The organism is Pseudomonas sp. MWU13-3659, assembly GCF_023757525.1.
Classification (GTDB): Bacteria; Pseudomonadota; Gammaproteobacteria; order Pseudomonadales; family Pseudomonadaceae; genus Aquipseudomonas; species Aquipseudomonas entomophila_E.
Genome location: NZ_JAMSHW010000026.1, coordinates 21214 through 46516, shown reverse-complemented (window position 1 = coordinate 46516; position 25303 = coordinate 21214). Strand labels below are relative to the sequence as shown.

The following is a 25303-nucleotide window of genomic DNA, read 5'->3' as shown; positions in this document are numbered from 1 at the left end:
ACATCCATTTTTTTGAGTCGATAAGAGTAAGGTCGGGCGTAGGTCGAATGACCTGGTCCCGGGCTAACCTGAAGACCGTTTGAGGGCTTATCATGCCAAGACGTCGTGTAGCAGCAAAACGTGAGATCCTTGACGATCCGAAGTACGGATCCCAGATCCTCGCCAAGTTCATGAACCACGTGATGGAAAGCGGCAAGAAGGCCGTAGCCGAGCGCATCGTTTACGGTGCCCTGGATACCGTCAAAGCACGCAAGAACAGCGACCCCCTGGAAATCTTCGAGAAAGCTCTCGACGCCATCGCTCCGCTGGTCGAAGTAAAGTCCCGCCGTGTCGGCGGTGCCACTTACCAGGTCCCGGTTGAAGTTCGCCCATCCCGTCGTAACGCTCTGGCAATGCGCTGGCTCGTAGACTACGCCCGCAAGCGCGGCGAGAAGTCGATGGCTCTGCGCCTGGCTGGCGAGCTGCTGGATGCTGCTGAAGGCAAGGGTGCTGCAGTCAAGAAGCGTGAAGACGTTCACCGTATGGCTGAAGCCAACAAAGCGTTCTCGCACTACCGCTTCTAATTCAAGCATCAATCATTTTGCGAGGGCTTTATGGCTCGTACTACAGCAATTAACCGCTACCGTAACATCGGTATCTGCGCGCACGTTGACGCGGGCAAGACTACCACTACCGAGCGGATCCTGTTCTACACAGGTCTGAGCCACAAGATGGGCGAGGTGCACGACGGCGCCGCGACCACCGACTGGATGGTGCAGGAGCAGGAGCGCGGTATCACCATTACCTCCGCTGCCGTTACCACCTTCTGGAAAGGTTCCCGTGGTCAGTACGACAACTACCGCGTAAACGTCATCGATACCCCCGGCCACGTTGACTTCACCATTGAAGTAGAGCGTTCGCTGCGCGTACTCGACGGCGCGGTCGTTGTGTTCTGCGGTACCTCCGGCGTTGAGCCGCAGTCCGAAACCGTATGGCGTCAGGCCAACAAGTACGGCGTTCCACGTGTTGTCTACGTGAACAAGATGGACCGTGCTGGTGCCAACTTCCTGCGCGTTATCGGCCAGATCAAGAACCGTCTGGGTCACACCCCGGTTCCGGTCCAGCTGGCTATCGGTGCAGAAGATGACTTCCAGGGTCAGGTTGACCTGATCAAGATGAAAGCCATCTACTGGAACGATGACGACAAGGGCACCACCTACCGCGAGGAAGAGATTCCTGCCGAGCTGGTGGACCTGGCCAACGAATGGCGCAGCAACATGGTCGAAGCTGCTGCCGAGGCCAACGAAGAGCTGATGAACAAGTACCTTGAAGAAGGTGACCTGTCCGTCGAAGACATCAAGGCTGGTCTGCGCGCCCGTACCCTGGCGAGCGAGATCGTTCCTGCTGTCTGCGGTTCCTCGTTCAAGAACAAGGGTGTTCCCCTGGTTCTCGACGCCGTTATCGACTTCCTGCCTGCTCCGACCGAAATCCCGGCGATCAAGGGTATCCACCCTGACCTGATCGACGTGCCGAAGGACGAAGTCACCCTAGAGCAGTACGACGAGCGTCCTGCTGACGACAACGAGCCGTTCTCGGCCCTGGCGTTCAAGATTGCCACCGACCCGTTCGTTGGTACTCTGACCTTCGTGCGCGTTTACTCGGGCTTCCTGACCTCCGGTGACTCCGTCATCAACTCGGTCAAGGGCAAGAAAGAGCGCGTTGGTCGTATGGTGCAGATGCACGCCAACCAGCGTGAAGAGATCAAAGAAGTACGCGCTGGCGACATCGCTGCTCTGATCGGCATGAAGGACGTCACCACCGGTGACACCCTGTGCAACGCCGACAAGCCGATCATCCTCGAGCGTATGGACTTCCCTGAGCCGGTGATTTCGCTCTCCGTAGAGCCGAAGACCAAGGCTGACCAGGAGAAGATGGGTATCGCACTGGGCAAGCTGGCCCAGGAAGACCCGTCGTTCCGCGTCAAGACCGACGAAGAAACCGGCCAGACCATCATCTCCGGTATGGGTGAGCTGCACCTGGACATCCTCGTTGACCGCATGAAGCGCGAGTTCAACGTCGAGTGCAACGTCGGCAAGCCGCAGGTTTCGTACCGCGAGAAGATCACCAAGTCCGGCGTCGAGATCGAAGGCAAATTCGTTCGTCAGTCGGGTGGTCGTGGTCAGTTCGGTCACTGCTGGATCCGCTTCTCGGAGCCAGAGCAGGACGACAAAGGCAACATCACCGAAGGTCTGGTGTTCACCAACGAAGTCGTTGGTGGCGTGATTCCTAAGGAATTCATCGCCCCGATCCAGAAAGGTATCGAAGAGCAGATGAAGAACGGCGTTGTCGCCGGCTATCCGCTGATCGGCCTGAAGGCTACGGTATTCGACGGTTCGTACCACGACGTCGACTCCAACGAAATGGCGTTCAAAATCGCTGCTTCGATGGCAACCAAGCAGCTGGCCACCAAGGGCGGCGGCGTGGTTCTCGAGCCGATCATGAAGGTCGAAGTTGTAACCCCGGAAGACTACCTGGGTGACGTGATGGGTGACCTGAGCCGTCGTCGCGGGATGATCCAGGGTAATGAAGACTCGGTGTCCGGCAAGGTAATCACTGCTGAGGTGCCGCTCGGAGAAATGTTCGGTTACGCAACCGACGTTCGTTCCATGTCTCAGGGTCGCGCAAGCTACTCCATGGAATTCTCCAAATACGCCGAAGCTCCGTCGAACATCGTCGAAGCACTCGTTAAAAAACAAGGCTAATCCCCTTTAGGCAAGAGGTTCACTGTCGTGGCTAAAGAAAAATTTGATCGTTCCCTTCCCCACGTTAACGTCGGCACTATCGGCCACGTTGACCACGGTAAGACCACTCTGACCGCAGCTCTGACTCGCGTCTGCTCCGAAGTTTTCGGTTCGGCCGTCGTTGAGTTCGACAAGATCGACTCGGCTCCAGAAGAAAAAGCGCGCGGTATCACCATCAACACCGCTCACGTCGAGTACAACTCGAACATTCGTCACTACGCTCACGTTGACTGCCCAGGTCACGCTGACTACGTGAAGAACATGATCACCGGTGCTGCCCAGATGGACGGCGCGATCCTGGTTTGCTCGGCCGCCGATGGTCCGATGCCACAAACCCGTGAGCACATCCTGCTGTCCCGTCAGGTTGGCGTTCCGTACATCGTGGTCTTCCTGAACAAGGCTGACCTGGTAGACGACGCTGAGCTGCTGGAACTGGTCGAGATGGAAGTTCGCGACCTGCTGTCCACCTACGACTTCCCAGGCGACGACACCCCGATCATCATCGGTTCGGCTCGTATGGCCCTGGAAGGCAAAGACGACAACGAAATGGGTACTACCGCTGTCAAGAAGCTGGTAGAAACTCTGGATGCCTACATCCCTGAGCCAGTTCGTGCCATCGACCAGCCGTTCCTGATGCCAATCGAAGACGTATTCTCGATCTCGGGTCGTGGTACCGTTGTTACCGGCCGTATCGAGCGTGGTATCGTCCGCGTTCAAGATCCGCTGGAAATCGTTGGTCTGCGTGACACCACCACCACCACCTGCACCGGCGTTGAGATGTTCCGCAAGCTGCTGGACGAAGGTCGTGCTGGCGAGAACTGCGGCGTCCTGCTGCGTGGTACCAAGCGTGACGACGTTGAGCGTGGCCAGGTTCTGGTCAAGCCAGGTTCGGTCAAGCCGCACACCAAGTTCACCGCAGAAGTCTACGTCCTGTCGAAGGAAGAAGGCGGCCGTCACACTCCGTTCTTCAAAGGCTACCGTCCTCAGTTCTACTTCCGTACCACTGACGTGACCGGTAACTGCGAACTGCCGGAAGGCGTTGAGATGGTAATGCCAGGTGACAACATTCAAATGACTGTCACCCTGATCAAGACCATCGCAATGGAAGACGGTCTGCGCTTCGCCATCCGTGAAGGCGGTCGTACCGTCGGCGCCGGCGTCGTAGCCAAAATCATCGAGTAATTACTCGACCGATTGAAAAAGCCCCCGCTCAGCGGGGGCTTTTTTTATTGGGTTGACACTAAATTGGGGCGTCTATAGAATCACGCCTCCTTTTAGCGGGCGTAGTGCGTCCGTTGGGAACAGCCTGGAGTCTGAAATCCAATGCAAAATCAGCAAATCCGTATCAGGTTGAAGGCTTTCGACCATCGCCTGATCGACCAATCCACCCAGGAAATCGTGGAAACCGCGAAACGTACTGGTGCACAAGTGCGTGGTCCAATTCCACTGCCTACCCGCAAAGAGCGTTTCACCGTTCTGGTCTCCCCGCACGTCAACAAAGACGCGCGTGACCAGTACGAGATTCGCACTCATAAGCGTGTTCTGGACATCGTCCAGCCAACGGATAAAACCGTTGACGCGCTGATGAAGCTTGATCTGGCGGCCGGCGTGGAAGTGCAGATCAGCCTCGGCTAAGACTTCGGTCTGGTCGTGTAACGCTCTGAAATGGGCGGCCATAGCGGGTGAAAGCCCCGTACACTCATGAGGTTTACAACATGACTATTGGTGTAGTCGGTCGAAAAGCGGGTATGACCCGTATTTTCACCGAAGAAGGTGTCTCCATTCCGGTCACGGTCATCGAGATCGAGCCGAATCGCGTCACCCAGTTCAAAACCGAAGAAACTGATGGCTACCGTGCAGTGCAAGTCACTGTCGGCGAGCGTCGTGCTTCGCGCGTGACCGCCGCTCAGGCAGGCCACTTTGCCAAGGCCAACGTTGCCGCTGGTCGCGGTGTCTGGGAGTTCCGTCTTGAAGAAGGCGATTTCCAGGCTGGCGATCTGATCAAAGCTGAACTCTTCACTGCAGGCCAGCTGGTAGACGTAACCGGTCAGTCCAAAGGTAAAGGCTTCGCCGGTACCATCAAGCGTTGGAACTTCCGTGGTCAGGATAACACCCACGGTAACTCCGTATCGCACCGCGTTCCTGGCTCCATCGGCCAGTGCCAGACTCCTGGTCGTGTATTCAAGGGCAAGAAAATGTCCGGTCACATGGGCGCCGAGCGCGTGACTGTTCAGTCCCTGGAAGTAGTACGCGTAGACGCTGAACGCAACCTGCTGCTGATCAAGGGTGCCGTTCCAGGCGCTACTGGCGGCGACGTGGTCGTGCGTCCGGCTGTCAAGGCTCGCGGGTAAGGGGAAACTGACATGCAACTTAATGTAAATGACGCTCAGGCGATCGAAGTTTCCGAACTGACTTTCGGTGGCGAATTCAACGAGACGCTGGTTCACCAGGCAGTCGTAGCCTACATGGCTGGCGGTCGTCAGGGCACCAAGCAGCAGAAGACCCGTTCCGACGTGGCTGGTGGCGGTAAGCGCCCATGGCGTCAGAAAGGTACTGGCCGCGCTCGTGCCGGTACTACCCGTGGTCCGATCTGGCGTGGCGGTGGTGTAACCTTCGCAGCTCGTCCTCAAGATCACTCGCAGAAGCTCAACAAGAAGATGTACCGCGCAGCCCTGCGCTCCATCCTCGCCGAGCTGGTGCGTAGCGACCGTCTGGTCGTGGTTCAGGACTTCGCTGTTGAAGCACCGAAAACCAAGGATCTGCTGAACAAGCTGAACGGCATGGGTCTGAACGACGTTCTGATCGTTTCCGACGCTGTTGATCAGAACCTGTACCTGGCTGCTCGCAACCTGCCGCACGTCGACGTACGTGACGTTCAAGGTTCCGACCCGGTCAGTCTGATCGCATACGAGAAAGTGTTGATCACTGTCTCGGCCGTGAAGAAATTCGAGGAGCTGCTGGGATGAACCAGGAACGCGTATTCAAAGTCCTCCTTGGCCCGCACGTTTCCGAGAAGGCTACCGTTCTGGCTGAGAAAAAAGGCCAGTTCGTATTCAAGGTTGCTACCGATGCAACCAAGCTGGAAATCAAGAAAGCTGTCGAAGGCCTGTTCAACGTAAAAGTTGAAAACGTGTCGACTGTTAACGTTCTGGGTAAAACCAAGCGTACCGCACGTGGTCTGGGCAAGCGTAATGACTGGAAGAAGGCGATCGTCTCCCTTCAGCCAGGCCAAGATCTCGATTTCAGCAGCAGTGCTGAGTAAGGAAGGGGTGCATCATGGCAATCGTTAAATGCAAACCGACTTCCCCTGGCCGCCGTTTTGTGGTCAAGGTGGTCAACAAGGAGCTGCACAAAGGCGCTCCTCACGCACCGCTGATCGAGAAAAAATCGAAGTCTGGTGGTCGTAACAACAATGGCCGCATCACCACTCGTCACGTTGGTGGTGGTCATAAGCAGCATTACCGTCTGGTCGACTTCCGTCGCAACGACAAAGATGGCATCCCAGCCACTGTCGAGCGTATCGAATACGACCCGAACCGTACTGCTCACATCGCCCTGCTGTGCTACGCAGACGGTGAGCGTCGCTACATCATCGCCCCTAAAGGCGTGAGCGCTGGCGATCAGCTGATCGCAGGTTCACTGGCCCCAATCAAGGCCGGTAACTCCCTGCAACTGCGCAACATCCCAGTAGGTAGCACCGTTCACGGCATCGAACTGAAGCCGGGTAAAGGTGCTCAGATCGCTCGTTCCGCTGGTGCTTCCGCTCAGCTGATCGCGCGTGAAGGCGTCTACGTGACTCTGCGTCTTCGCTCTGGCGAAATGCGTAAAGTACTGGCTGAGTGCCGTGCGACCCTGGGCGAAGTCTCGAACTCCGAGCACAGCCTGCGTTCGCTGGGTAAAGCTGGTGCCAAACGCTGGCGCGGCGTTCGCCCAACCGTTCGTGGTGTTGCCATGAACCCGGTTGACCACCCGCATGGTGGTGGTGAAGGTCGTACCTCCGGTGGTCGTCATCCGGTATCGCCATGGGGCTTCCCAACCAAGGGTGCTAAAACCCGCGGTAATAAGCGTACCGACAACATGATCGTCCGTCGTCGCAAGTAACTAGAGGGATACGACAGTGCCACGTTCTCTGAAAAAAGGTCCTTTTATCGATCTTCACCTGTTGAAGAAGGTCGAAGTGGCGGTGGAGAAGAACGATCGCAAGCCAGTTAAAACCTGGTCGCGCCGTTCGATGATCCTGCCACAAATGGTCGGTCTGACCATCGCGGTACACAACGGTCGCCAACACGTCCCCGTTCTCGTGAACGAAGACATGGTCGGCCACAAACTGGGCGAGTTCGCCGGTACCCGCACCTACCGCGGGCACGTGGCTGACAAGAAAGCCAAGCGTTAAGGGGTAAGGAAATGGAAGTAGCCGCTAAGTTGTCGGGCGCTCGCATCTCCGCCCAGAAAGCCCGCTTGGTCGCCGACCAGATCCGCGGGAAGAAGGTGGGCGAAGCGCTCAACCTGTTGGCCTTCAGCAGCAAAAAAGCCGCTGAAATCATGAAGAAAGTCCTCGAGTCGGCCGTTGCCAACGCCGAACACAACGAAGGCGCTGACGTTGATGACCTGAAGGTCTCCACCGTCTTCGTCAACGAAGGGCGTTCGCTGAAGCGCATCATGCCACGTGCCAAAGGCCGTGCTGATCGCATCGTCAAGCGGTCTTGCCATATCACTGTCAAGGTTGCGGACAAGTAACGGAGTCGATCAGATGGGTCAGAAAGTACATCCCACTGGCATTCGCCTGGGAATCGTCAAGGAGCACACCTCCGTCTGGTATGCAGACGGCGCTACTTACGCAGATTACCTGTTGAAGGATCTGAAAACGCGTGAGTACCTCCAAGACAAACTAAAAAGCGCGTCCGTAAGCCGTATCGATATTCATCGTCCGGCTCAAACTGCACGCATCACCATCCACACCGCTCGTCCCGGTATCGTTATCGGCAAGAAAGGTGAAGATGTTGAGAAACTGCGTCAGGACCTGACCAAGCAGATGGGTGTGCCTGTGCACATCAACATCGAAGAGATCCGCAAGCCGGAACTCGACGCCATGCTGGTTGCTCAGAGCGTTGCCCAGCAGCTGGAGCGCCGCGTTATGTTCCGTCGCGCCATGAAGCGCGCCGTGCAGAACGCCATGCGTATTGGTGCCAAGGGCATCAAGATCCAGGTGAGCGGTCGTCTCGGCGGTGCCGAGATCGCACGTACCGAGTGGTATCGCGAAGGTCGTGTGCCTCTGCACACCCTGCGTGCCGATATCGACTACAACACCTACGAAGCTCACACCACCTACGGTGTGATCGGTGTGAAGGTTTGGATCTTCAAAGGCGAAGTAATTGGTGGTCGCCAGGAAGAGCTGAAGCCTCAAGCACCAGCGCCTCGTAAAAAAGCTGCTAAGTAAGGGGTACGCCAAATGTTGCAACCAAAGCGTACAAAATTCCGCAAGCAGATGACTGGCCACAACCGTGGTCTGGCACTGCGCGGTAGCAAGGTCAGCTTCGGCGAATTCGCTCTGAAAGCTGTCGCTCGCGGTCGTCTCACCGCTCGCCAGATCGAGTCGGCACGTCGTGCCCTGACCCGTCACGTAAAGCGTGGCGGCAAGATCTGGATCCGTGTATTCCCGGACAAGCCGGTTACCAAGAAGCCTCTCGAAGTGCGGATGGGTAAAGGTAAGGGTTCCGTGGAGTACTGGGTTGCCCAGATCCAGCCAGGCAAGGTCCTGTACGAGATCGAGGGTGTTTCTGAAGAGCTGGCGCGCGAAGCTTTCGCCCTGGCTGCTGCAAAGCTGCCTCTCGCCACCTCCTTTGTTAAGCGGACGGTGATGTGATGAAAGCGAATGAACTTCGTGAAAAATCGGCACAGCAACTGAATGAGCAACTGCTCGGCTTGCTGCGCGACCAGTTCAATCTGCGCATGCAGAAAGCAACTGGCCAGTTGGGGCAGTCGCACCTGCTCTCGCAAGTTAAGCGTGACATCGCTCGCGTGAAAACTGTGCTCAACCAGCAGGCAGGTAAGTGATCATGGCTGAAGCTGAAAAAACCGTCCGTACGCTGACTGGCCGTGTCGTCAGCGACAAAATGGACAAGACCATCACCGTTCTGATCGAGCGTCGCGTCAAGCACCCGATCTACGGTAAATACGTTAAGCGTTCGACTAAGCTGCACGCGCACGACGAATCCAACCAGTGCAAGATCGGCGACAAGGTTTCCATCCGTGAAACCCGTCCGCTGGCCAAGACCAAGTCCTGGGCACTGGTTGAAGTCCTCGAACGCGCTGTTGAAGTCTAAGGGCTAGGGGTCGGAGAAATTTTATGATTCAGACTCAATCCATGCTCGATGTGGCCGATAACAGCGGCGCTCGTCGCGTCATGTGCATCAAGGTGCTCGGCGGTTCCCACCGCCGTTACGCCGGCATCGGTGACATCATCAAAGTAACCGTCAAGGAAGCAATTCCGCGCGGTAAGGTCAAGAAAGGCCAGGTGATGACCGCTGTTGTCGTCCGTACCCGTCACGGTGTACGTCGCGCTGACGGTTCCATCATTCGTTTCGACGGCAACGCTGCTGTTCTGCTGAACACCAAGCAAGAGCCGATCGGCACTCGCATCTTCGGGCCAGTGACCCGTGAACTTCGTACCGAGAAGTTCATGAAGATCGTCTCGCTCGCCCCTGAAGTGCTCTAAGGAGATCCGACATGCAAAAGATTCGTCGTGACGACGAGATCATCGTGATCGCCGGCAAAGACAAAGGTAAGCGCGGTAAGGTGCTGAAGGTTCTGGCTGATGACCGTCTGGTCATCGGTGGTGTGAACCTGGTCAAGCGTCATACCAAGCCTAACCCGATGGCGGGCGTCCAGGGCGGTATCGTCGAGAAAGAAGCGCCTCTGCACGCTTCCAACGTTGCCATCTTCAACGGCGAAACCAACAAGGCTGACCGCGTTGGTTTCAAAGTAGAAGACGGTAAGAAAATTCGTGTCTTCAAGTCGACCCAAAAAGCGGTTGATGCTTGAACACTGCTAGGTAGAAGACCATGGCACGACTGAAAGAGATTTACCGGAACGAAATCGCTCCTAAGCTTAAGGAAGAACTTAAGCTGTCGAACGTGATGGAAGTTCCGCGCGTTACCAAGATCACCCTGAACATGGGTCTGGGCGAAGCGATCGGCGACAAGAAAGTCATCGAGCACGCTGTTGCCGACCTGGAAAAGATCACCGGTCAAAAGCCGGTCGTGACTTTCGCTCGTAAATCCATCGCGGGCTTCAAAGTCCGTGAAGGCTGGCCGATCGGCGTCAAGGTGACCCTGCGTAGCGACAAGATGTACGAATTCCTGGACCGCCTGCTGGCGATCTCCCTGCCTCGGGTTCGCGACTTCCGCGGCCTGAATGCCAAGTCCTTCGATGGTCGTGGCAACTACAGCATGGGCGTGAAAGAGCAGATCATCTTCCCGGAAATCGACTACGACAAGATCGATGCTCTGCGCGGTTTGGACATCACCCTGACCACCACTGCTCGTTCGGACGACGAAGGCCGCGCTCTGCTGCGTGCATTCAAGTTCCCGTTCCGCAACTGATTGGAGTAGGAAAATGGCCAAGAAGAGCATGAAAAACCGCGAGCTGAAGCGTCAGCTCACGGTAGCCAAGTTCGCTAAAAAGCGTGCTGAGCTGAAAGCGACCATCGTCAACCTGAACGCCTCTCCAGAAGAGCGTTTCGCTGCCGTTGTCGCTCTGCAGAAGCAACCACGTGACGCCAGCGCCTCGCGCCTGCGTAACCGTTGCCGCCTGACCGGTCGTCCGCACGGCGTGTACCGCAAGTTCGGCCTCGGCCGTAACAAGCTGCGCGAAGCCGCCATGCGTGGTGACGTGCCAGGTCTGGTCAAGGCCAGCTGGTAACACCAGTTGGCGTGACCGCCGGCGGGGGGGGAGTGATCTTCCGACCGCCGGTGACCTCGCAACGAAACAAGCCCCTATATGGGGCTTGTTTCGTTTCTACCTTGTGTCTAGAATGACCGGCTCACCCGAGCCTGGGTTTTTTGCCCTGCGCGTTCGGGTGGTTGTGATAGCCGCAAGGCTAATAATTCTTGTATCAGGAGCATCTAGCCCATGAGTATGCAGGACCCGTTAGCGGACATGCTAACTCGCATCCGTAATGCCCAGATGGCTGAAAAGTCTGTCGTAAGCATGCCTTCCTCCACCCTGAAGGTCGCGGTTGCCAAAGTACTGAAAGACGAAGGTTACATCGCCGGCTACGAAGTCTCTGGCGAAGCCAAGCCTTCCCTGTCGATCGAACTGAAGTACTTCGAAGGCCGTCCGGTCATCGAGGAACTGAAGCGTTCCAGCCGTCCTGGCCTGCGCCAGTACAAGGCCGTTACCGAGCTGCCGAAAGTACGTGGCGGCCTGGGCGTGTCTATCGTCTCCACCAACAAAGGTGTGATGACTGACCGCGCTGCGCGCGCTGCCGGTGTCGGCGGCGAAGTTCTGTGCACAGTGTTCTAAGGGGAGATAGGCATGTCTCGCGTCGCTAAGAACCCCGTTAAGCTGCCAGCAGGCGTCGAAGTCAAATTCGCCGGTCAGCAGCTTTCGGTGAAGGGTGCCAAGGGCACTCTCGAACTGAACGTTCACTCGTCTGTTGAAGTTACCGAAGAAGCTGGTGAGCTGCGTTTCTCCGCTCGCAACGGTGACCAGCAAGCTCGCGCCATGGCCGGTACCACCCGCGCCCTGGTGAACAACATGGTCCAGGGCGTAAGCCAAGGCTTCGAGCGCAAGCTCCAGCTGGTCGGTGTTGGTTACAAGGCACAGGCCAAGGGCACCGTCCTGAACCTGGCTCTGGGCTTCTCGCACCCAGTGGATTACGAACTGCCAGCCGGTATCACCGCTGAAACCCCAAGCCAGACCGACATCCTGATCAAGGGTATCGACAAGCAGCTGGTAGGTCAGGTGGCCGCTGAAGTCCGCGGTTTCCGTCCGCCAGAGCCTTACAAGGGCAAGGGTGTGCGTTACGCGGACGAAGTAGTCCGTCGTAAAGAAGCCAAGAAGAAGTAGGGCCTAGCAAATGACCGACAAAAAAGTTATCCGACTGCGTCGCGCTCGCAAAGCACGCCTGAAAATGCACGAGCTCGAAGCCGTGCGTCTGTGCGTGTTCCGCTCCTCGCAGCACATCTACGCCCAGGTCATTTCGGCCGACGGCAGCAAGGTTCTGGCAAGTGCCTCGACCTTGGACAAAGAACTGCGTGATGGCGCCACCGGCAACATCGACGCGGCCACTAAGGTTGGCAAGCTGGTAGCTGAGCGTGCGAAAGCCGCCGGTGTATCTCAAGTTGCCTTTGACCGTTCCGGCTTCAAGTACCATGGCCGCGTCAAAGCGCTGGCTGATGCTGCTCGTGAAGGCGGGCTGGAGTTCTAAGTTATGGCAAATAACGATCAAAAGCGCGACGAAGGCTACATCGAGAAGCTGGTTCAAGTTAACCGCGTAGCCAAAACCGTAAAAGGCGGCCGTATCTTCACCTTCACCGCGCTGACCGTGGTAGGTGATGGCAAGGGTCGTGTTGGCTTCGGCCGTGGCAAATCGCGCGAAGTACCAGCCGCGATCCAGAAAGCCATGGAAGCTGCCCGTCGCAACATGATTCAGGTTGACCTGAAAGGCACCACCCTGCAGTACGCCACCAAGGCCGCCCACGGCGCCTCGAAGGTCTACATGCAGCCTGCCTCGGAAGGTACCGGTATCATCGCCGGTGGCGCAATGCGTGCCGTCCTGGAAGTTGCTGGTGTTCAGAACGTCCTGGCCAAGTGCTACGGTTCGACCAACCCGGTGAACGTGGTTCACGCCACCTTCAAGGGTCTGAAAGCCATGCAATCCCCTGAGTCCATTGCTGCCAAGCGCGGCAAGACTGTCGAGGAGATCTTCTGATCATGGCAACCGTAAAAGTAACGCTGATCAAGAGCGTCTCGGGCCGTATCCCTAACCACAAGCTGTGCGTTAAGGGTCTGGGTCTGCGTCGTATCGGTCACACTGTAGAAGTCCAGGATACTCCCGAGAATCGCGGGATGATCAACAAGGCCTACTACATGCTGAAGGTCGAGGGCTAATCAATGAAACTCAATGATCTGAGTCCAGCGCCGGGTTCCCGTCGCGAGAAGCACCGTCCGGGCCGTGGTATCGGTAGCGGTCTGGGTAAGACCGGTGGCCGTGGCCACAAAGGTCAGACCTCCCGTTCCGGCGGTTCCATTGCTCCAGGCTTCGAAGGCGGTCAACAGCCGCTGCACCGTCGCCTGCCGAAGTTCGGCTTCGTTTCCCTGAAAGCCATGGACCGCGCTGAAGTGCGTCTGTCCGAGCTGGCCAAGGTGGAAGGCGATCTGATCACCGTTCAGTCCCTCAAGGACGCCAACGTGATCGGCCAGCACGTACAGCGCGTGAAAATCATGCTGTCGGGCGAAGTCACTCGCGCAGTCACCCTCAAGGGTATCGCCGTCACCAAAGGTGCACGTGCGGCTATCGAAGCAGCTGGCGGCAAGTTCGAGGAATAAATGGCTAAGCAAGGTGCTCTCTCTTCGCTCGGTAAGGGCGGGATGTCGGAACTCTGGGCTCGTCTGCGTTTTCTGTTCATGGCGATCATCGTCTATCGAATCGGCGCGCACATCCCGGTACCAGGCATTAACCCGGACCGTCTCGCGGATCTGTTCCGGCAGAATGAGGGGACCATTCTTAGCTTGTTCAACATGTTTTCCGGCGGCGCGCTGGAGCGCATGAGCATTTTTGCACTGGGGATCATGCCGTACATCTCGGCGTCGATCATCATGCAGCTCATGACCGCTGTCAGCCCGCAGCTGGAGCAGTTGAAGAAGGAAGGTGAAGCTGGCCGTCGCAAGATCAGCCAGTACACCCGCTACGGCACCGTTATCCTGGCGCTGGTTCAAGCCATTGGCATGTCCATTGGCCTGGCCAACCAGGGCGTGGCGTTTTCTGCAGGCCTCGGCTTCCATGTCGTCGCTGTCTCCACCTTCGTGGCGGGCGCGATGTTCATGATGTGGTTGGGCGAGCAGATCACCGAGCGCGGTGTGGGCAACGGTATCTCGATGTTGATCTTCGCAGGTATCGTTGCCGGTCTTCCGAGAGCAATCGGGCAGTCTTTCGAGTCTGCGCGTACAGGCGATATCAACATCTTCGCCCTGGTCGCAATCGGTTTGCTGGCAGTAGCGATTATCGGCTTCGTGGTGTTCATCGAGCGTGGTCAGCGTCGTATCGCCGTTCACTACGCCAAGCGTCAGCAGGGCCGCAAGGTCTTCGCTGCGCAGACCAGCCACCTGCCGTTGAAGGTGAACATGGCGGGCGTAATCCCGGCCATTTTCGCGAGCAGCATTCTGCTGTTCCCGGCTTCGCTGGGTGCCTGGTTCGGTCAGTCCGAGGGTATGGGCTGGCTGCAGGACATCTCGCAGTCGATCGCTCCTGGTCAGCCGTTGAACATTCTGCTGTTTAGTGCAGGGATCATTTTCTTCTGCTTCTTCTACACAGCGTTGATGTTCAACCCGAAAGACGTAGCGGAAAACCTGAAGAAGTCCGGTGCCTTTATTCCGGGTATCCGTCCTGGTGAGCAGTCGGCACGCTACATTGATGGCGTCCTGACCCGTTTGACCATGTTCGGTGCTCTTTACATGATGGCCGTCTGCCTTCTGCCCCAGTTCCTGGTGGTGGCAGCAAACGTGCCGTTCTACCTTGGCGGGACCTCGTTGCTGATTGTGGTAGTGGTTGTGATGGACTTCATGTCCCAAGTACAATCGCACCTCGTTTCGCACCAGTACGAATCCCTGATGAAGAAAGCCAACCTGAAAGGCTACGGCGGCAGCGGTCTGCTGCGCTGATTTAGCCCCTTAAGGTTCGAGGAGTCGGTAATGAAAGTTCGTGCATCGGTGAAAAAGCTGTGCCGTAACTGCAAGATCATTCGTCGCGAAGGTATCGTGCGCGTGATCTGCAGCGCGGAACCGCGTCACAAGCAGCGCCAAGGCTGAGTGTGATCTGCGCTTCAAACCCAGCAGCTAGTGTGCTGCTGGGTTGATTATTCGTTTCTACAGCGATATTATCTCGCGCCCTATTTCTTGGCTTCCGGGGCGTAGGTAGCTGTCAATTGGAGTCCCACTGAATGGCCCGTATTGCAGGCGTCAACATTCCAGATAACAAGCATACTGTTATCTCGCTGACCTACATCTATGGTGTCGGTCGCACAACTGCACAGAAGATCTGTGCAGACGCTGGTGTCAACCCAGCCGCTAAGATCAAGGATCTGAGCGACGAGCAAATCGAAACCCTGCGTGGCGAAGTCGCGAAGTTCACCACCGAAGGTGACCTGCGTCGTGACATCAACATGAAGATCAAACGCTTGATGGACCTGGGTTGCTACCGCGGCCTGCGTCATCGTAAAGGTCTGCCGGTTCGCGGTCAGCGCACCAAGACCAACGCACGCACCCGTAAGGGCCCGCGTAAGCCGATCCGCAAGTAATCGCCCAGGAATATAGACATGGCAAAACCTGCTGCTCGTCCTCGTAAGAAAGTCAAAAAGACAGTGGTTGATGGCATCGCCCACATCCATGCGTCTTTCAACAACACCATCGTGACCATCACCGACCGTCAGGGCAACGCACTGTCCTGGGCTACTTCCGGTGGTTCGGGTTTCCGTGGTTCGCGCAAATCCACCCCGTTCGCAGCCCAGATCGCTGCTGAGCGTGCTGGTCAAGCTGCGCTGGAATATGGTCTGAAGAACCTCGACGTCAACGTCAAGGGTCCAGGTCCAGGTCGTGAATCCGCCGTTCGTGCACTGAACAGCTGCGGCTACAAGATCGCCAGCATCACCGACGTGACGCCAATCCCGCATAACGGGTGCCGTCCGCCGAAGAAGCGTCGCGTGTAATCAGGAGACAGATAAATGGCACGTTACATTGGTCCAAAATGCAAACTGTCTCGCCGTGAAGGCACTGACCTGTTCCTGAAGAGCGGCGTTCGCGCTCTGGAATCGAAGTGCAACATCGAAGCAGCCCCAGGTATCCACGGCCAGCGCCGTGGCCGTCAGTCCGACTACGGTACCCAGCTGCGCGAGAAACAAAAAGTCCGTCGTATCTACGGCGTGCTGGAGCGTCAATTCCGCGGTTACTACCAAGCGGCTGCCTCGAAGAAAGGCGCCACCGGTGAGAACCTGCTGCAGATGCTCGAGTGCCGTCTGGATAACGTCGTCTACCGTATGGGCTTCGGCTCGACTCGTTCCGAGTCCCGTCAGCTGGTTTCGCACAAAGCGATCAGCGTCAACGGTAAGACTGTGAACATTCCATCCTACCAAGTTCGTCCGGGTGACGTGGTCTCGGTTCGCGAGAAGTCGCTGAACCAGCTGCGCATTGTTCAAGCCCTTGAACTCTGCGCCCAGCGTGGCCGCGTTGAGTGGGTAGACGTGGATGCTGCTAAAAAGTCGGGCGTTTTCAAGAACGTTCCTGCTCGCAGCGACCTGTCCGCCGACATCAACGAAAACCTGATTGTCGAGCTCTACTCCAAGTAAGGGCTAGAAAATAGGTGCATCCATGCAGATTTCGGTAAATGAGTTTCTGACACCCCGCCACATCGATGTGCAGGTTGTCAGTCCAACCCGCGCCAAGATCACGCTCGAGCCTCTCGAGCGTGGCTTCGGCCATACCCTGGGCAACGCGCTGCGCCGCATCCTGTTGTCCTCCATGCCTGGCTGTGCAGTAGTCGAGGCCGAGATCGACGGCGTACTCCATGAGTACTCCGCGATCGAAGGTGTACAGGAAGACGTCATTGAAATCCTGTTGAACCTGAAAGGCCTGGCTATCAAGCTGCACGGTCGTGACGAAGTTACGCTGACCTTGTCGAAAAAGGGTTCGGGGGTGGTTACCGCTGCCGATATTCAGCTGGATCACGATGTCGAGATCGTCAACCCCGATCACGTAATCGCGAACCTGGCGTCCAACGGCGCCCTGAACATGAAGCTCACCGTAGCTCGTGGTCGCGGTTACGAGCCGGCCGACTCCCGTCAGACTGACGAAGACGAAAGCCGCAGCATTGGTCGCCTTCAGCTGGACGCTTCGTTCAGCCCGGTGCGTCGTATCGCCTATGTGGTCGAAAACGCCCGTGTTGAGCAGCGTACCAACCTGGACAAGCTGGTCATCGATCTGGAAACCAACGGTACCCTGGATCCTGAAGAGGCCATCCGTCGTGCCGCGACCATCCTGCAACAGCAGTTGGCCGCGTTCGTCGACCTCAAAGGTGACAGCGAGCCGGTTGTGGTCGAGCAGGAAGACGAGATCGATCCGATCCTGCTGCGCCCGGTTGACGACCTGGAACTGACCGTACGTTCGGCCAACTGCCTCAAGGCGGAGAACATCTACTACATCGGCGACCTGATTCAGCGTACCGAAGTAGAGCTGTTGAAGACTCCTAACCTGGGCAAGAAGTCCCTGACTGAAATCAAGGACGTCCTGGCCTCCCGTGGTCTGTCTCTCGGCATGCGCCTCGACAACTGGCCGCCTGCAAGTCTTAAGAAGGACGACAAGGCGACTGCCTGATCGTCGTAATCACCGAACGTAGTGTTTGGTAAGGAATGAATCATGCGTCATCGTAAAAGTGGACGTCACCTGAGCCGTACCAGCTCTCACCGCAAGGCTATGTTCCAGAACATGGCAGTGTCGCTGATCGAGCACGAGCTGATCAAAACCACCCTGCCGAAAGCCAAGGAACTGCGCCGCGTTGCCGAGCCGCTGATCACCCTGGCCAAGGAAGACAGCGTAGCCAACCGTCGTCTGGCCTTCGACCGTACCCGTTCGAAGTCCGCCGTTGGCAAACTGTTCAACGATCTGGGCAAGCGCTACGCCACCCGTCAAGGCGGCTACCTGCGCATCCTGAAGTGCGGTTTCCGCGCTGGCGACAACGCGCCTATGGCGTACGTCGAGCTGGTTGATCGTCCAGTCGGTGGTGCTGTAGAAGCCGCCGAGTAAGACGTTCTGTCTGCTACAAGAAACCGGGCCTAGTGCCCGGTTTTTTGTGTCCATATGAATTGAAAGTATCTATTGAGTCTAGAATATCAATAAATTAGTTAATGGAATCATGCTCGCGGATACTCCTCTACATACCGCCTAGCCGGCGATTAGAGACCGATAAGGAGAGCCCATGAGCAAGATTCTGACCACCGCCAGCGGTGCACCTGTAGCCGATAACCAGAATTCCCGTTCCGCAGGCCCCCGCGGCCCGTTGCTGCTCGACGATTTCCACCTGATCGAGAAGCTCGCCCACTTCAACCGCGAGAACATCCCCGAGCGCCGCGTGCACGCCAAGGGCTCGGGCGCCTATGGCACCTTCACCGTTACCCGCGATATCACCGATCTGACCAGCGCCAAGCTGTTCAGCGCAGTGGGTAAGCAGACCGAGACGTTCCTGCGCTTCTCCACTGTGGGTGGTGAGCGGGGTTCGGCCGACACCGAGCGTGATCCTCGTGGCTTTGCGGTCAAGTTCTACACCGAGGAAGGCAACTGGGATATCGTCGGTAACAACACGCCAGTGTTCTTCATCCGTGATCCACTGAAGTTCCCGGACTTCATCCACACCCAGAAGCGTCACCCCCAAACCAACCTGAAGAATGCCCAGATGATGTGGGACTTCTGGTCGCATTCGCCTGAAGCGCTGCACCAGGTCACCATCCTGTTCTCCGATCGTGGCATTCCGGATGGCTACCGCCACATGCACGGTTTTGGCAGCCACACCTATAGCTTGGTCAACGACAAGGGCGTGCGCACTTGGGTGAAGTGGCACTTCAAGACCCAGCAGGGCATCAAGAACCTGACGCCGGCGGATGCTGCGCGCCTGGCGGGCACCGATCCTGACTACGCACAGCGCGACCTGTTCGAAGCCATCGAGCGTGGCGACTTCCCGCGTTGGAGCGTGTGTATCCAGGTGATGAGCGAAGATGAGGCTGTGAGCCGTCAGGAGAACCCGTTCGATGTGACCAAGACCTGGTCGCAGAAGGACTATCCGCTGATTGAAGTGGGCGTTTTGGAACTCAATCGCAACCCGCTCAACTACTTCGCCGAAGTGGAGCAGGCAACCTTTGGTCCGAGCAACATGGTCCCAGGTGTAGGCCTGTCGCCTGACCGTATGCTGCAAGGCCGCGTGTTCGCCTACGCCGACGCCCATCGTTACCGCGTGGGTACCAACCACCAGCAGTTGCCGGTCAATGCACCGCGCAGCCCGGTGCACAGCTACCAGCGTGACGGTGCCATGGCCACGGGCAGCTACGGTGGTGCGCCGAACTATGAGCCAAACAGCTATGGCGATGCGCCGAAGCAGTCGCCACGTCACGCCGAGCCAGCACTGGCGTTGAACGGCGCGGCCGATCGCTACGATCACCGTGAGGACGCTGATTACTACAGCCATGCCGGCGCATTGTTCCGGCTGATGAGCGATGAGCAGCGCTCGCTGTTGATCAGTAACATTGCCGGAACGATGGGGGGGGTCAGCGAAGACGTTGTTCAGCGTCAGTTGCAGCACTTCTTCAAGGCCGACCCGGCATATGGAGAAGGTATCGCCAAGGCCTTGGGTGTGAATCTCGCCTAAGTCGAAGTGATAAGAAGAACCGCCCTCATTTGGGCGGTTTTTCAATGAAAATCACTACCGTTCAACCGTTTTTTTGCATCTTATTGCGCATTTCTCAGTGACCGCGAGCATAAGCTGGTTCAAACTATGTTCATTGACGCATTCACAGGGAGAAGCAGGGCGATGCAAGGTCACCCGGACGTAATCAATTACCTCGTCACGTTGCTGAAAGGCGAGCTGGCCGCGCGCGACCAGTACTTCATTCACTCGCGGATGTACGAAGACTGGGGCCTGGGCAAGCTCTACGAGCGTATCAACCACGAGATGGAAGAAGAGACCCAGCACGCCGATGCGCTGATGCGCCGTATCCTGATGCTCGAGGGCACGCCCGACATGCGCGCCGACGACCTGGAAGTGGGCACCACCGTGCCGGAGATGATCGAGGCCGACTTGAAGCTCGAGTACAAGGTACGTGCCGCGTTGTGCAAGGGCATCGAGCTGTGCGAGCTGCACAAGGACTACATCAGCCGCGACATCCTGCGCGCGCAACTGGCGGATACCGAAGAAGATCACACTTACTGGCTGGAGAAGCAGCAAGGGTTGATCAAGGCCATTGGCCTGGAGAACTACCTGCAATCGCAGATGTGATCGGTCGGGCCTGTTCGCCGGCAAGCCGGCTCCTACGAGGTCTCGGTTGCGCCGCTCTTCTGTAGGAGCCAGCTTGCTGGCGAACAGGTCCGTGCAGGCCACACAAAAAAGCCCCTGGCATTGAACAATGCCAGGGGCTTTTTCACATCAGGTCAGGCCCGGTCCCGCTCAAGCAGCGGCTTGAGGTAATGCCCGGTGTACGACTGCTTCTGCTCGGCCAATTCCTCTGGCGTACCGCAGGCGATGATCTGGCCACCCTTGGAGCCGCCCTCCGGCCCCAGGTCCACCAACCAGTCGGCGGTCTTGATCACATCCAGGTTGTGCTCGATCACCACCACGGTGTTGCCATGGTCGCGCAGGCGGTGCAGTACATCGAGCAGTTGCTGGATGTCGGCGAAGTGCAGGCCGGTGGTGGGCTCGTCGAGGATGTACAGGGTCTTGCCGGTATCGCGCTTGGACAGCTCGCGCGACAGCTTGACCCGCTGCGCCTCACCGCCGGACAGCGTGGTCGCCGATTGCCCCAGCTTGATGTAGGAAAGCCCGACGTCCATCAGTGTCTGCAGCTTGCGCGCCAGTGCCGGGACCGCGTCGAAGAACTCGCGGGCATCCTCGATGGTCATTTCCAGCACCTCGTGGATGTTCTTGCCCTTGTACTTGATCTCCAGGGTTTCGCGGTTGTAACGCTTGCTCTTGCACACGTCGCAGGGCACGTAGATGTCCGGCAGGAAGTGCATCTCCACCTTGATCAGGCCGTCGCCCTGACAGGCCTCGCAGCGGCCGCCCTTGACGTTGAACGAGAAGCGCCCTGGCCCGTAGCCGCGTGAGCGGGCCTCTGGCACGCCGGAGAACAGCTCGCGGATCGGTGTGAAGATGCCGGTGTAGGTCGCTGGGTTCGAGCGTGGGGTGCGGCCGATCGGGCTCTGGTCGATGTCGACCACCTTGTCCAGGTGCTGCAGGCCGTCGACGCTGGCGTGCGGCGCCGCCTCCAGGCTGCTTGCGCCATTGAGGGCGGTGGCGGCGAGGGGGAACAGGGTGTTGTTGATCAGCGTCGACTTGCCCGAACCGGACACGCCGGTCACGCAGGTCAGCAGGCCGATCGGCACTTCCAGGTCGACGTTCTGCAAGTTGTTGCCGCGCGCGCCCTTGAGCTTGAGCGACAGCTTCTTGTTGCGCGGGGTGCGCTTGGCGGGCACGACGATCTTCTTGCGCCCGGACAGGTATTTGCCGGTCAGCGAATCAGGGTGCGCCATGACTTCTTCCGGAGAGCCCTCGGCGACGATCTGCCCGCCGTGCACGCCGGCGCCCGGGCCGATGTCCACCACGTAGTCGGCCAGGCGGATGGCGTCCTCGTCGTGCTCCACCACGATCACCGTGTTGCCCAGGTCGCGCAGGTGGTTGAGGGTGGCCAGCAGGCGGTCGTTGTCGCGCTGGTGCAGGCCGATGGACGGCTCGTCGAGGATATACATCACGCCCACCAGGCCGGCGCCGATCTGGCTGGCCAGGCGGATGCGCTGGGCTTCGCCGCCGGACAGGGTGTCGGCGCTGCGATCGAGCGTCAGGTAGTCGAGGCCGACGTTGACCAGGAACTGCAGGCGCTCGCAGATCTCCTTGAGGATCTTCGCGGCAATCTCACCGCGGCGGCCGGTCAGGGTCAGGTCACCGAAGTACGTGCTTGCTTCGCCGATCGGCAGGTTGGTGACTGCCGGCAGGGTTTTCTCGCCCACCCACACATGCCGGGCCTCACGGCGCAGGCGCGTGCCGCGGCAGTCGGGGCAGGGCTGGGTGCCGAGGAACTTGGCCAGCTCCTCGCGCACGGTGGCCGACTCGGTCTCGCGGTAGCGGCGTTCGAGGTTGGGCACGATACCCTCGAACGGGTGCGAGCGCTTGACGATGTCGCCACGGTCGTTGAGGTACTTGAAGTCGACACTCTGCTTGCCGCTGCCGTGCAGGATCACTTTCTGGTGATCGGCCGAGAGCTCGCCGAACGGTTCTTCAAGGCTGAAGCCGTAATGCGTGGCCAGTGAACCGAGCATCTGGAAGTAATAGACGTTGCGTCGGTCCCAGCCGCGTATCGCGCCCTCGGCGAGGGTGAGCTCGGCGTTGACCAGGCGCTTGGTGTCGAAGAACTGCTTCACCCCCAGGCCATCGCAGGTCGGGCAGGCGCCGGCCGGGTTGTTGAAGGAGAACAGCTTCGGTTCCAGCTCGCTTATGGCATGGCCGCAGATCGGGCAGGCGAAGCGGGCGGAGAAGATCGTCTCCTCACCTTCCTCGTCGTCCATAGGCGCCACCAGGGCGATGCCGTCAGCGAGCTTGAGCGCTGTCTCGAACGATTCGGCCAGGCGCTGCTGCAGGTCGGCGCGGACCTTGAAGCGGTCCACCACCACATCGATGCTGTGCTTCTTCTGTTTGTCCAGCTTGGGCAGTTCGTCGAGCTCGTAGAGCTTGCCGTTGACCCGGGCGCGTACGAAGCCCTGGGCACGCAACTCGTCGAACACCGCCAGGTGCTCACCCTTGCGCTCGCGGATTACCGGGGCCAGCAGCATCAGCTTGCTGCCTTCGGGTTTTTCCAGCACCAGGTCGACCATCTGGCTGATCGTTTGCGCTTCCAGCGGGATGTCGTGGTCCGGGCAGCGTGGCGTGCCGACCCGGGCATAGAGCAGGCGCAGGTAATCGTAGATCTCGGTGATGGTGCCGACGGTCGAGCGCGGGTTGTGCGAGGTCGACTTCTGCTCGATGGAGATGGCCGGCGACAGGCCTTCGATGGTGTCGACGTCGGGCTTTTCCATCATCGACAGGAACTGCCGGGCATAGGCCGACAGCGACTCCACGTAGCGGCGCTGGCCTTCGGCGTACAGGGTATCGAACGCCAGGGACGACTTGCCGGAACCGGACAGGCCGGTGATCACGATCAGCTTGTCCCGCGGTAGCGTGAGGTCGATGTTCTTCAGGTTGTGGGTGCGTGCCCCACGAATCAGGATCTTGTCCACTGCGGCCTCGCTCGGCGGGCATAAACACAGGAGTATACGGCGCGCTGCCAGTACGCGGCAAAGCGTCACGTATATGCCGTCAACGCGTCGGACTGATAGAATCGCCGCCGGTTCACACGAGGTTATTCCATGCACGACACCCACAACGAACGCATGAGTGGCAGCGAAACCCGCGCCGCTAGCGGCCTGGCCCTGGTCTTTGCCTTTCGTATGCTGGGCATGTTCATGGTGCTGCCGGTGCTGGCCACCTACGGCATGGACCTGGCCGGCGCCACCCCCGCGCTGATCGGCCTGGCCATCGGTGCCTATGGCCTGACCCAAGCCGTGTTGCAGATTCCGTTCGGGGTGATTTCCGACCGCATCGGCCGTCGCCCGGTGATCTACCTGGGGCTGGTGATCTTCGCCCTGGGCAGTGTGCTGGCGGCCCAGGCAGATTCGATCTGGGGTGTGATTGCCGGGCGTATCCTGCAAGGCGCGGGCGCTATTTCCGCGGCGGTGATGGCGCTGCTTTCCGACCTCACCCGCGAACAGCACCGGACCAAGGCCATGGCGATGATCGGCATGAGCATCGGCTTGTCGTTCGCCGTGGCGATGGTGATCGGGCCGTTGTTGACTCGCGCCTTTGGCTTGTCAGGATTGTTCCTCGCCACTGCGGGACTTGCCCTGGTGGGGATCGCCCTGATCGCCTTTGTCGTGCCCAACACCCACACCACCTTGCAGCATCGCGAATCCGGCGTGGCCCGCCAGGCTCTCGGCCCGACCCTGCGTCATCCGGACCTCCTGCGCCTGGATGTGGGTATCTTCATCCTCCACGCCATTCTCATGGCCAGCTTCGTGGCGCTGCCGCTGGCGTTCGTCGAGCGCGGTGGGTTGCCGAAAGAGCAGCACTGGTGGGTGTACCTGACCGCGCTGCTCGTCTCATTTTTTGCAATGGTCCCGTTCATCATCTATGGCGAGAAGAAGCGCAAGATGAAACGCGTGCTGCTTGGCGCGGTCAGTGTGTTGCTGCTGGTGGAGGTGTTCTTCTGGCAGTGGGCTGACAACTTGCGCGGACTGGTGATCGGCACCGTGGTATTCTTTACTGCCTTCAACCTGCTGGAGGCATCTCTGCCTTCGCTGGTCAGCAAGGTGTCGCCCGCTGGCGGCAAGGGGACTGCGATGGGGGTGTACTCCACCAGCCAGTTCCTGGGTGCCGCGCTGGGAGGAATCATCGGTGGCTGGTTGTTCCAGCACGGTGGCCTGAGCATGGTGTTTCTCGGTTGCGCGGGCCTGTGTGCCCTCTGGCTGCTCACTGCGTTGCGCATGAACGAGCCGCCCTACGTGACCAGCCTGCGCATGCCGCTGACGCCGGAGGCGGTCCGGGAGGCCGGGCTGACCGAGCGCTTGATGGCCGTGCCGGGTGTGACCGACGCCGTGGTGGTGGCAGAAGAAGCCGCCATCTATATCAAACTGGATACGAAAATTTTGGACCGTACGACCCTCGAGCGTCTGGTGAACCCAGCCTCTTCGGCGTGCGAAGCCTAGGAGAACGTTATGGCCCGTGGGGTTAACAAAGTCATTCTGGTCGGTACCTGCGGTCAGGATCCCGAAGTCCGCTACCTGCCCAACGGTAACGCCGTGACCAACCTGAGCCTGGCCACCAGCGAGCAGTGGACCGACAAGCAGTCCGGGCAGAAGGTCGAGCGTACTGAATGGCACCGCGTGTCGCTGTTCGGCAAGGTCGCCGAAATTGCCGGCGAGTACCTGCGCAAGGGTTCGCAGGTGTACATCGAAGGCAAGCTGCAGACCCGCGAGTGGGAAAAGGACGGCATCAAGCGCTACACCACCGAGATCATCGTCGACATGCAGGGCACCATGCAGCTGCTCGGCGGTCGTCCGCAGAACCAGCAGCAAGGTGGCGACCCATACAACCAGGGTGGCGGCAATTACAACCAGGGCGGCCAGCAGCAGTACAACCAGGCGCCACGCCAGCAGGCTCCACGCCCGCAGCAGGCCCCTCAGCGTCCAGCACCGCAGCAGCCTGCCCCGCAGCCAGCCGCTGACTTCGACAGCTTCGACGACGATATTCCGTTCTAAGCCTGAAGTGTGACCGTTGGTTGCGAGCCCCCGGGACGAAAGTTTCGGGGGCTTTTTGTTGGAGCACTGATTTGCCGAGTATGCCAGCGCGGTACTCAGTTCGAGACTGCAGCGCACTTGAAAACAACTTGATGGCACTATGCCATAGTTTAGGCATCTCGTCGGGTTTAACAGTGAGCTTTCGTTCTGATCGTAACTTTTCCGAC

At 58.6% G+C, this 25303-nt stretch carries 36 protein-coding genes; 35 read left to right on the top strand and 1 reads right to left on the bottom strand.

From position 1 onward, the window contains the following. The first annotated feature begins 92 nt into the window (after nucleotides 1–92). The 33 genes from rpsG (at nucleotide 93) to bfr (ending at nucleotide 20034) form a co-directional block, all read left to right on the top strand. On the top strand, nucleotides 93–563 hold the full coding sequence (rpsG, locus tag NGM28_RS23240; protein ID WP_003246741.1) for a 30S ribosomal protein S7: 471 nt from the start codon (nucleotides 93–95) through the stop codon (nucleotides 561–563). 30 nt (nucleotides 564–593) lie between these two features. Then, nucleotides 594–2741: an elongation factor G gene (gene fusA, locus NGM28_RS23235; protein WP_252091659.1), complete on the top strand. Its 2148-nt coding sequence runs from the start codon at nucleotides 594–596 to the stop codon at nucleotides 2739–2741. A gap of 27 nt (nucleotides 2742–2768) precedes the next feature. Further along, the gene (gene tuf / locus NGM28_RS23230; protein ID WP_010951775.1) at nucleotides 2769–3962 is read left to right on the top strand and encodes an elongation factor Tu; all 1194 of its coding nucleotides are present in this window, start codon (nucleotides 2769–2771) and stop codon (nucleotides 3960–3962) included. 141 nt (nucleotides 3963–4103) lie between these two features. Continuing rightward, a complete protein-coding gene (rpsJ, locus tag NGM28_RS23225) occupies nucleotides 4104–4415 on the top strand; it encodes a 30S ribosomal protein S10 (protein WP_003186070.1) in 312 nt (103 codons plus the stop codon). Nucleotides 4416–4495: 80 nt separating this feature from the next. Next, nucleotides 4496–5131, top strand: a complete 636-nt coding sequence (rplC, locus tag NGM28_RS23220) for a 50S ribosomal protein L3 (protein WP_011531887.1) — start codon at nucleotides 4496–4498, stop codon at nucleotides 5129–5131. Nucleotides 5132–5143: 12 nt separating this feature from the next. Further along, nucleotides 5144–5746: a 50S ribosomal protein L4 gene (gene rplD / locus NGM28_RS23215; protein WP_008089819.1), complete on the top strand. Its 603-nt coding sequence runs from the start codon at nucleotides 5144–5146 to the stop codon at nucleotides 5744–5746. After that, complete coding sequence (gene rplW, locus NGM28_RS23210; protein ID WP_003255484.1) at nucleotides 5743–6042, top strand: 50S ribosomal protein L23; 300 nt, start codon at nucleotides 5743–5745, stop codon at nucleotides 6040–6042. Before rplD ends, rplW begins: the two co-directional genes overlap by 4 nt. A gap of 14 nt (nucleotides 6043–6056) precedes the next feature. Next, the gene (rplB, locus tag NGM28_RS23205) at nucleotides 6057–6881 is read left to right on the top strand and encodes a 50S ribosomal protein L2 (RefSeq protein WP_252091657.1); all 825 of its coding nucleotides are present in this window, start codon (nucleotides 6057–6059) and stop codon (nucleotides 6879–6881) included. Nucleotides 6882–6897: 16 nt separating this feature from the next. Then, nucleotides 6898–7173, top strand: a complete 276-nt coding sequence (gene rpsS, locus NGM28_RS23200) for a 30S ribosomal protein S19 (protein WP_003255482.1) — start codon at nucleotides 6898–6900, stop codon at nucleotides 7171–7173. 11 nt (nucleotides 7174–7184) lie between these two features. Beyond that, a complete protein-coding gene (gene rplV, locus NGM28_RS23195; RefSeq protein WP_003103908.1) occupies nucleotides 7185–7517 on the top strand; it encodes a 50S ribosomal protein L22 in 333 nt (110 codons plus the stop codon). Nucleotides 7518–7530: 13 nt separating this feature from the next. After that, the gene (gene rpsC / locus NGM28_RS23190) at nucleotides 7531–8217 is read left to right on the top strand and encodes a 30S ribosomal protein S3 (RefSeq protein ID WP_003255481.1); all 687 of its coding nucleotides are present in this window, start codon (nucleotides 7531–7533) and stop codon (nucleotides 8215–8217) included. A 12-nt stretch (nucleotides 8218–8229) separates the two neighbouring features. After that, nucleotides 8230–8643, top strand: coding sequence for a 50S ribosomal protein L16 (rplP, locus tag NGM28_RS23185; RefSeq protein WP_009397508.1), 414 nt, complete (start codon nucleotides 8230–8232; stop codon nucleotides 8641–8643). Further along, complete coding sequence (gene rpmC, locus NGM28_RS23180) at nucleotides 8643–8834, top strand: 50S ribosomal protein L29 (RefSeq protein ID WP_002555481.1); 192 nt, start codon at nucleotides 8643–8645, stop codon at nucleotides 8832–8834. Before rplP ends, rpmC begins: the two co-directional genes overlap by 1 nt. A 2-nt stretch (nucleotides 8835–8836) precedes the next feature. Continuing rightward, nucleotides 8837–9103 (top strand): 30S ribosomal protein S17, encoded by a 267-nt coding sequence (rpsQ, locus tag NGM28_RS23175; RefSeq protein WP_008089812.1) that lies wholly within the window; start codon nucleotides 8837–8839, stop codon nucleotides 9101–9103. 23 nt (nucleotides 9104–9126) lie between these two features. Continuing rightward, complete coding sequence (gene rplN, locus NGM28_RS23170) at nucleotides 9127–9495, top strand: 50S ribosomal protein L14 (protein WP_008089810.1); 369 nt, start codon at nucleotides 9127–9129, stop codon at nucleotides 9493–9495. 11 nt (nucleotides 9496–9506) lie between these two features. Further along, nucleotides 9507–9821, top strand: coding sequence for a 50S ribosomal protein L24 (gene rplX, locus NGM28_RS23165; RefSeq protein WP_003255476.1), 315 nt, complete (start codon nucleotides 9507–9509; stop codon nucleotides 9819–9821). Between the two features lie 20 nt (nucleotides 9822–9841). Beyond that, the gene (rplE, locus tag NGM28_RS23160) at nucleotides 9842–10381 is read left to right on the top strand and encodes a 50S ribosomal protein L5 (protein ID WP_003255474.1); all 540 of its coding nucleotides are present in this window, start codon (nucleotides 9842–9844) and stop codon (nucleotides 10379–10381) included. A 13-nt stretch (nucleotides 10382–10394) separates the two neighbouring features. Continuing rightward, entirely contained in the window at nucleotides 10395–10700 is a 306-nt protein-coding gene (gene rpsN, locus NGM28_RS23155; RefSeq protein ID WP_011531890.1) for a 30S ribosomal protein S14, read from the top strand. 210 nt (nucleotides 10701–10910) lie between these two features. Then, nucleotides 10911–11303 (top strand): 30S ribosomal protein S8, encoded by a 393-nt coding sequence (gene rpsH / locus NGM28_RS23150; protein WP_240066746.1) that lies wholly within the window; start codon nucleotides 10911–10913, stop codon nucleotides 11301–11303. Nucleotides 11304–11315: 12 nt separating this feature from the next. Then, nucleotides 11316–11849 (top strand): 50S ribosomal protein L6, encoded by a 534-nt coding sequence (gene rplF / locus NGM28_RS23145; RefSeq protein WP_011531892.1) that lies wholly within the window; start codon nucleotides 11316–11318, stop codon nucleotides 11847–11849. Between the two features lie 10 nt (nucleotides 11850–11859). Then, nucleotides 11860–12210 carry a 50S ribosomal protein L18 gene (rplR, locus tag NGM28_RS23140; RefSeq protein ID WP_023629183.1) on the top strand — a complete coding sequence of 117 codons (351 nt, stop codon included), beginning with the start codon at nucleotides 11860–11862 and terminating at the stop codon, nucleotides 12208–12210. Nucleotides 12211–12213: 3 nt separating this feature from the next. Then, nucleotides 12214–12714, top strand: a complete 501-nt coding sequence (gene rpsE, locus NGM28_RS23135) for a 30S ribosomal protein S5 (RefSeq protein WP_011531894.1) — start codon at nucleotides 12214–12216, stop codon at nucleotides 12712–12714. Between the two features lie 2 nt (nucleotides 12715–12716). Continuing rightward, nucleotides 12717–12893 (top strand): 50S ribosomal protein L30, encoded by a 177-nt coding sequence (gene rpmD / locus NGM28_RS23130; RefSeq protein WP_011531895.1) that lies wholly within the window; start codon nucleotides 12717–12719, stop codon nucleotides 12891–12893. A 3-nt stretch (nucleotides 12894–12896) separates the two neighbouring features. Next, nucleotides 12897–13331: a 50S ribosomal protein L15 gene (gene rplO, locus NGM28_RS23125; protein ID WP_011531896.1), complete on the top strand. Its 435-nt coding sequence runs from the start codon at nucleotides 12897–12899 to the stop codon at nucleotides 13329–13331. Then, the gene (secY, locus tag NGM28_RS23120) at nucleotides 13332–14663 is read left to right on the top strand and encodes a preprotein translocase subunit SecY (protein WP_003255459.1); all 1332 of its coding nucleotides are present in this window, start codon (nucleotides 13332–13334) and stop codon (nucleotides 14661–14663) included. It abuts the gene before it with no gap. Nucleotides 14664–14693: 30 nt separating this feature from the next. Then, nucleotides 14694–14810 carry a 50S ribosomal protein L36 gene (rpmJ, locus tag NGM28_RS23115; protein WP_011531897.1) on the top strand — a complete coding sequence of 39 codons (117 nt, stop codon included), beginning with the start codon at nucleotides 14694–14696 and terminating at the stop codon, nucleotides 14808–14810. 131 nt (nucleotides 14811–14941) lie between these two features. Beyond that, nucleotides 14942–15298, top strand: coding sequence for a 30S ribosomal protein S13 (gene rpsM, locus NGM28_RS23110; RefSeq protein ID WP_003255457.1), 357 nt, complete (start codon nucleotides 14942–14944; stop codon nucleotides 15296–15298). An 18-nt stretch (nucleotides 15299–15316) separates the two neighbouring features. Next, nucleotides 15317–15706: a 30S ribosomal protein S11 gene (rpsK, locus tag NGM28_RS23105; protein ID WP_003255454.1), complete on the top strand. Its 390-nt coding sequence runs from the start codon at nucleotides 15317–15319 to the stop codon at nucleotides 15704–15706. Nucleotides 15707–15721: 15 nt separating this feature from the next. Beyond that, nucleotides 15722–16342, top strand: a complete 621-nt coding sequence (gene rpsD, locus NGM28_RS23100; RefSeq protein ID WP_011531898.1) for a 30S ribosomal protein S4 — start codon at nucleotides 15722–15724, stop codon at nucleotides 16340–16342. A 22-nt stretch (nucleotides 16343–16364) separates the two neighbouring features. Then, nucleotides 16365–17366: a DNA-directed RNA polymerase subunit alpha gene (locus NGM28_RS23095; RefSeq protein WP_003255452.1), complete on the top strand. Its 1002-nt coding sequence runs from the start codon at nucleotides 16365–16367 to the stop codon at nucleotides 17364–17366. 42 nt (nucleotides 17367–17408) lie between these two features. Continuing rightward, the gene (rplQ, locus tag NGM28_RS23090) at nucleotides 17409–17795 is read left to right on the top strand and encodes a 50S ribosomal protein L17 (RefSeq protein WP_003255451.1); all 387 of its coding nucleotides are present in this window, start codon (nucleotides 17409–17411) and stop codon (nucleotides 17793–17795) included. A 172-nt stretch (nucleotides 17796–17967) separates the two neighbouring features. Beyond that, nucleotides 17968–19407 carry a catalase gene (locus NGM28_RS23085; RefSeq protein ID WP_252091654.1) on the top strand — a complete coding sequence of 480 codons (1440 nt, stop codon included), beginning with the start codon at nucleotides 17968–17970 and terminating at the stop codon, nucleotides 19405–19407. A 162-nt stretch (nucleotides 19408–19569) separates the two neighbouring features. Continuing rightward, nucleotides 19570–20034, top strand: coding sequence for a bacterioferritin (gene bfr, locus NGM28_RS23080; RefSeq protein WP_011531900.1), 465 nt, complete (start codon nucleotides 19570–19572; stop codon nucleotides 20032–20034). A 152-nt stretch (nucleotides 20035–20186) separates the two neighbouring features. Here the strand turns inward: bfr and uvrA are convergent, their stop codons facing one another. Next, the gene (gene uvrA / locus NGM28_RS23075) at nucleotides 20187–23021 is read right to left on the bottom strand and encodes an excinuclease ABC subunit UvrA (protein ID WP_252091652.1); all 2835 of its coding nucleotides are present in this window, start codon (nucleotides 23019–23021) and stop codon (nucleotides 20187–20189) included. Nucleotides 23022–23150: 129 nt separating this feature from the next. Here uvrA and NGM28_RS23070 point away from each other — a divergent pair, with 129 nt between their 5' ends. Both NGM28_RS23070 and NGM28_RS23065 read left to right on the top strand, forming a co-directional pair. Then, nucleotides 23151–24545, top strand: coding sequence for an MFS transporter (locus tag NGM28_RS23070; RefSeq protein WP_252091650.1), 1395 nt, complete (start codon nucleotides 23151–23153; stop codon nucleotides 24543–24545). Nucleotides 24546–24554: 9 nt separating this feature from the next. Next, nucleotides 24555–25097, top strand: a complete 543-nt coding sequence (locus NGM28_RS23065; protein WP_011531903.1) for a single-stranded DNA-binding protein — start codon at nucleotides 24555–24557, stop codon at nucleotides 25095–25097. The last annotated feature ends 206 nt before the right edge of the window (nucleotides 25098–25303 follow it).

Coding starts and splice junctions, on each gene's coding strand:
- NGM28_RS23095 (WP_003255452.1), top strand. CDS start 16,365: ATGCAGATTTCGGTAAATGAGTTTCTGACACCCCGCCACATCGATGTG.
- rpsQ (WP_008089812.1), top strand. CDS start 8,837: ATGGCTGAAGCTGAAAAAACCGTCCGTACGCTGACTGGCCGTGTCGTC.
- rpmJ (WP_011531897.1), top strand. CDS start 14,694: ATGAAAGTTCGTGCATCGGTGAAAAAGCTGTGCCGTAACTGCAAGATC.
- NGM28_RS23065 (WP_011531903.1), top strand. CDS start 24,555: ATGGCCCGTGGGGTTAACAAAGTCATTCTGGTCGGTACCTGCGGTCAG.
- rpmC (WP_002555481.1), top strand. CDS start 8,643: ATGAAAGCGAATGAACTTCGTGAAAAATCGGCACAGCAACTGAATGAG.
- rpsJ (WP_003186070.1), top strand. CDS start 4,104: ATGCAAAATCAGCAAATCCGTATCAGGTTGAAGGCTTTCGACCATCGC.
- rpsG (WP_003246741.1), top strand. CDS start 93: ATGCCAAGACGTCGTGTAGCAGCAAAACGTGAGATCCTTGACGATCCG.
- rpsM (WP_003255457.1), top strand. CDS start 14,942: ATGGCCCGTATTGCAGGCGTCAACATTCCAGATAACAAGCATACTGTT.
- rpsK (WP_003255454.1), top strand. CDS start 15,317: ATGGCAAAACCTGCTGCTCGTCCTCGTAAGAAAGTCAAAAAGACAGTG.
- NGM28_RS23070 (WP_252091650.1), top strand. CDS start 23,151: ATGCACGACACCCACAACGAACGCATGAGTGGCAGCGAAACCCGCGCC.
- rplE (WP_003255474.1), top strand. CDS start 9,842: ATGGCACGACTGAAAGAGATTTACCGGAACGAAATCGCTCCTAAGCTT.
- rpsC (WP_003255481.1), top strand. CDS start 7,531: ATGGGTCAGAAAGTACATCCCACTGGCATTCGCCTGGGAATCGTCAAG.
- rplW (WP_003255484.1), top strand. CDS start 5,743: ATGAACCAGGAACGCGTATTCAAAGTCCTCCTTGGCCCGCACGTTTCC.
- secY (WP_003255459.1), top strand. CDS start 13,332: ATGGCTAAGCAAGGTGCTCTCTCTTCGCTCGGTAAGGGCGGGATGTCG.
- bfr (WP_011531900.1), top strand. CDS start 19,570: ATGCAAGGTCACCCGGACGTAATCAATTACCTCGTCACGTTGCTGAAA.
- fusA (WP_252091659.1), top strand. CDS start 594: ATGGCTCGTACTACAGCAATTAACCGCTACCGTAACATCGGTATCTGC.
- rplN (WP_008089810.1), top strand. CDS start 9,127: ATGATTCAGACTCAATCCATGCTCGATGTGGCCGATAACAGCGGCGCT.
- rpsN (WP_011531890.1), top strand. CDS start 10,395: ATGGCCAAGAAGAGCATGAAAAACCGCGAGCTGAAGCGTCAGCTCACG.
- rpsD (WP_011531898.1), top strand. CDS start 15,722: ATGGCACGTTACATTGGTCCAAAATGCAAACTGTCTCGCCGTGAAGGC.
- NGM28_RS23085 (WP_252091654.1), top strand. CDS start 17,968: ATGAGCAAGATTCTGACCACCGCCAGCGGTGCACCTGTAGCCGATAAC.
- rplP (WP_009397508.1), top strand. CDS start 8,230: ATGTTGCAACCAAAGCGTACAAAATTCCGCAAGCAGATGACTGGCCAC.
- rplX (WP_003255476.1), top strand. CDS start 9,507: ATGCAAAAGATTCGTCGTGACGACGAGATCATCGTGATCGCCGGCAAA.
- rplF (WP_011531892.1), top strand. CDS start 11,316: ATGTCTCGCGTCGCTAAGAACCCCGTTAAGCTGCCAGCAGGCGTCGAA.
- rplV (WP_003103908.1), top strand. CDS start 7,185: ATGGAAGTAGCCGCTAAGTTGTCGGGCGCTCGCATCTCCGCCCAGAAA.
- rpmD (WP_011531895.1), top strand. CDS start 12,717: ATGGCAACCGTAAAAGTAACGCTGATCAAGAGCGTCTCGGGCCGTATC.
- rplR (WP_023629183.1), top strand. CDS start 11,860: ATGACCGACAAAAAAGTTATCCGACTGCGTCGCGCTCGCAAAGCACGC.
- rplO (WP_011531896.1), top strand. CDS start 12,897: ATGAAACTCAATGATCTGAGTCCAGCGCCGGGTTCCCGTCGCGAGAAG.
- rplC (WP_011531887.1), top strand. CDS start 4,496: ATGACTATTGGTGTAGTCGGTCGAAAAGCGGGTATGACCCGTATTTTC.
- rplB (WP_252091657.1), top strand. CDS start 6,057: ATGGCAATCGTTAAATGCAAACCGACTTCCCCTGGCCGCCGTTTTGTG.
- rplD (WP_008089819.1), top strand. CDS start 5,144: ATGCAACTTAATGTAAATGACGCTCAGGCGATCGAAGTTTCCGAACTG.
- rplQ (WP_003255451.1), top strand. CDS start 17,409: ATGCGTCATCGTAAAAGTGGACGTCACCTGAGCCGTACCAGCTCTCAC.
- rpsE (WP_011531894.1), top strand. CDS start 12,214: ATGGCAAATAACGATCAAAAGCGCGACGAAGGCTACATCGAGAAGCTG.
- rpsH (WP_240066746.1), top strand. CDS start 10,911: ATGAGTATGCAGGACCCGTTAGCGGACATGCTAACTCGCATCCGTAAT.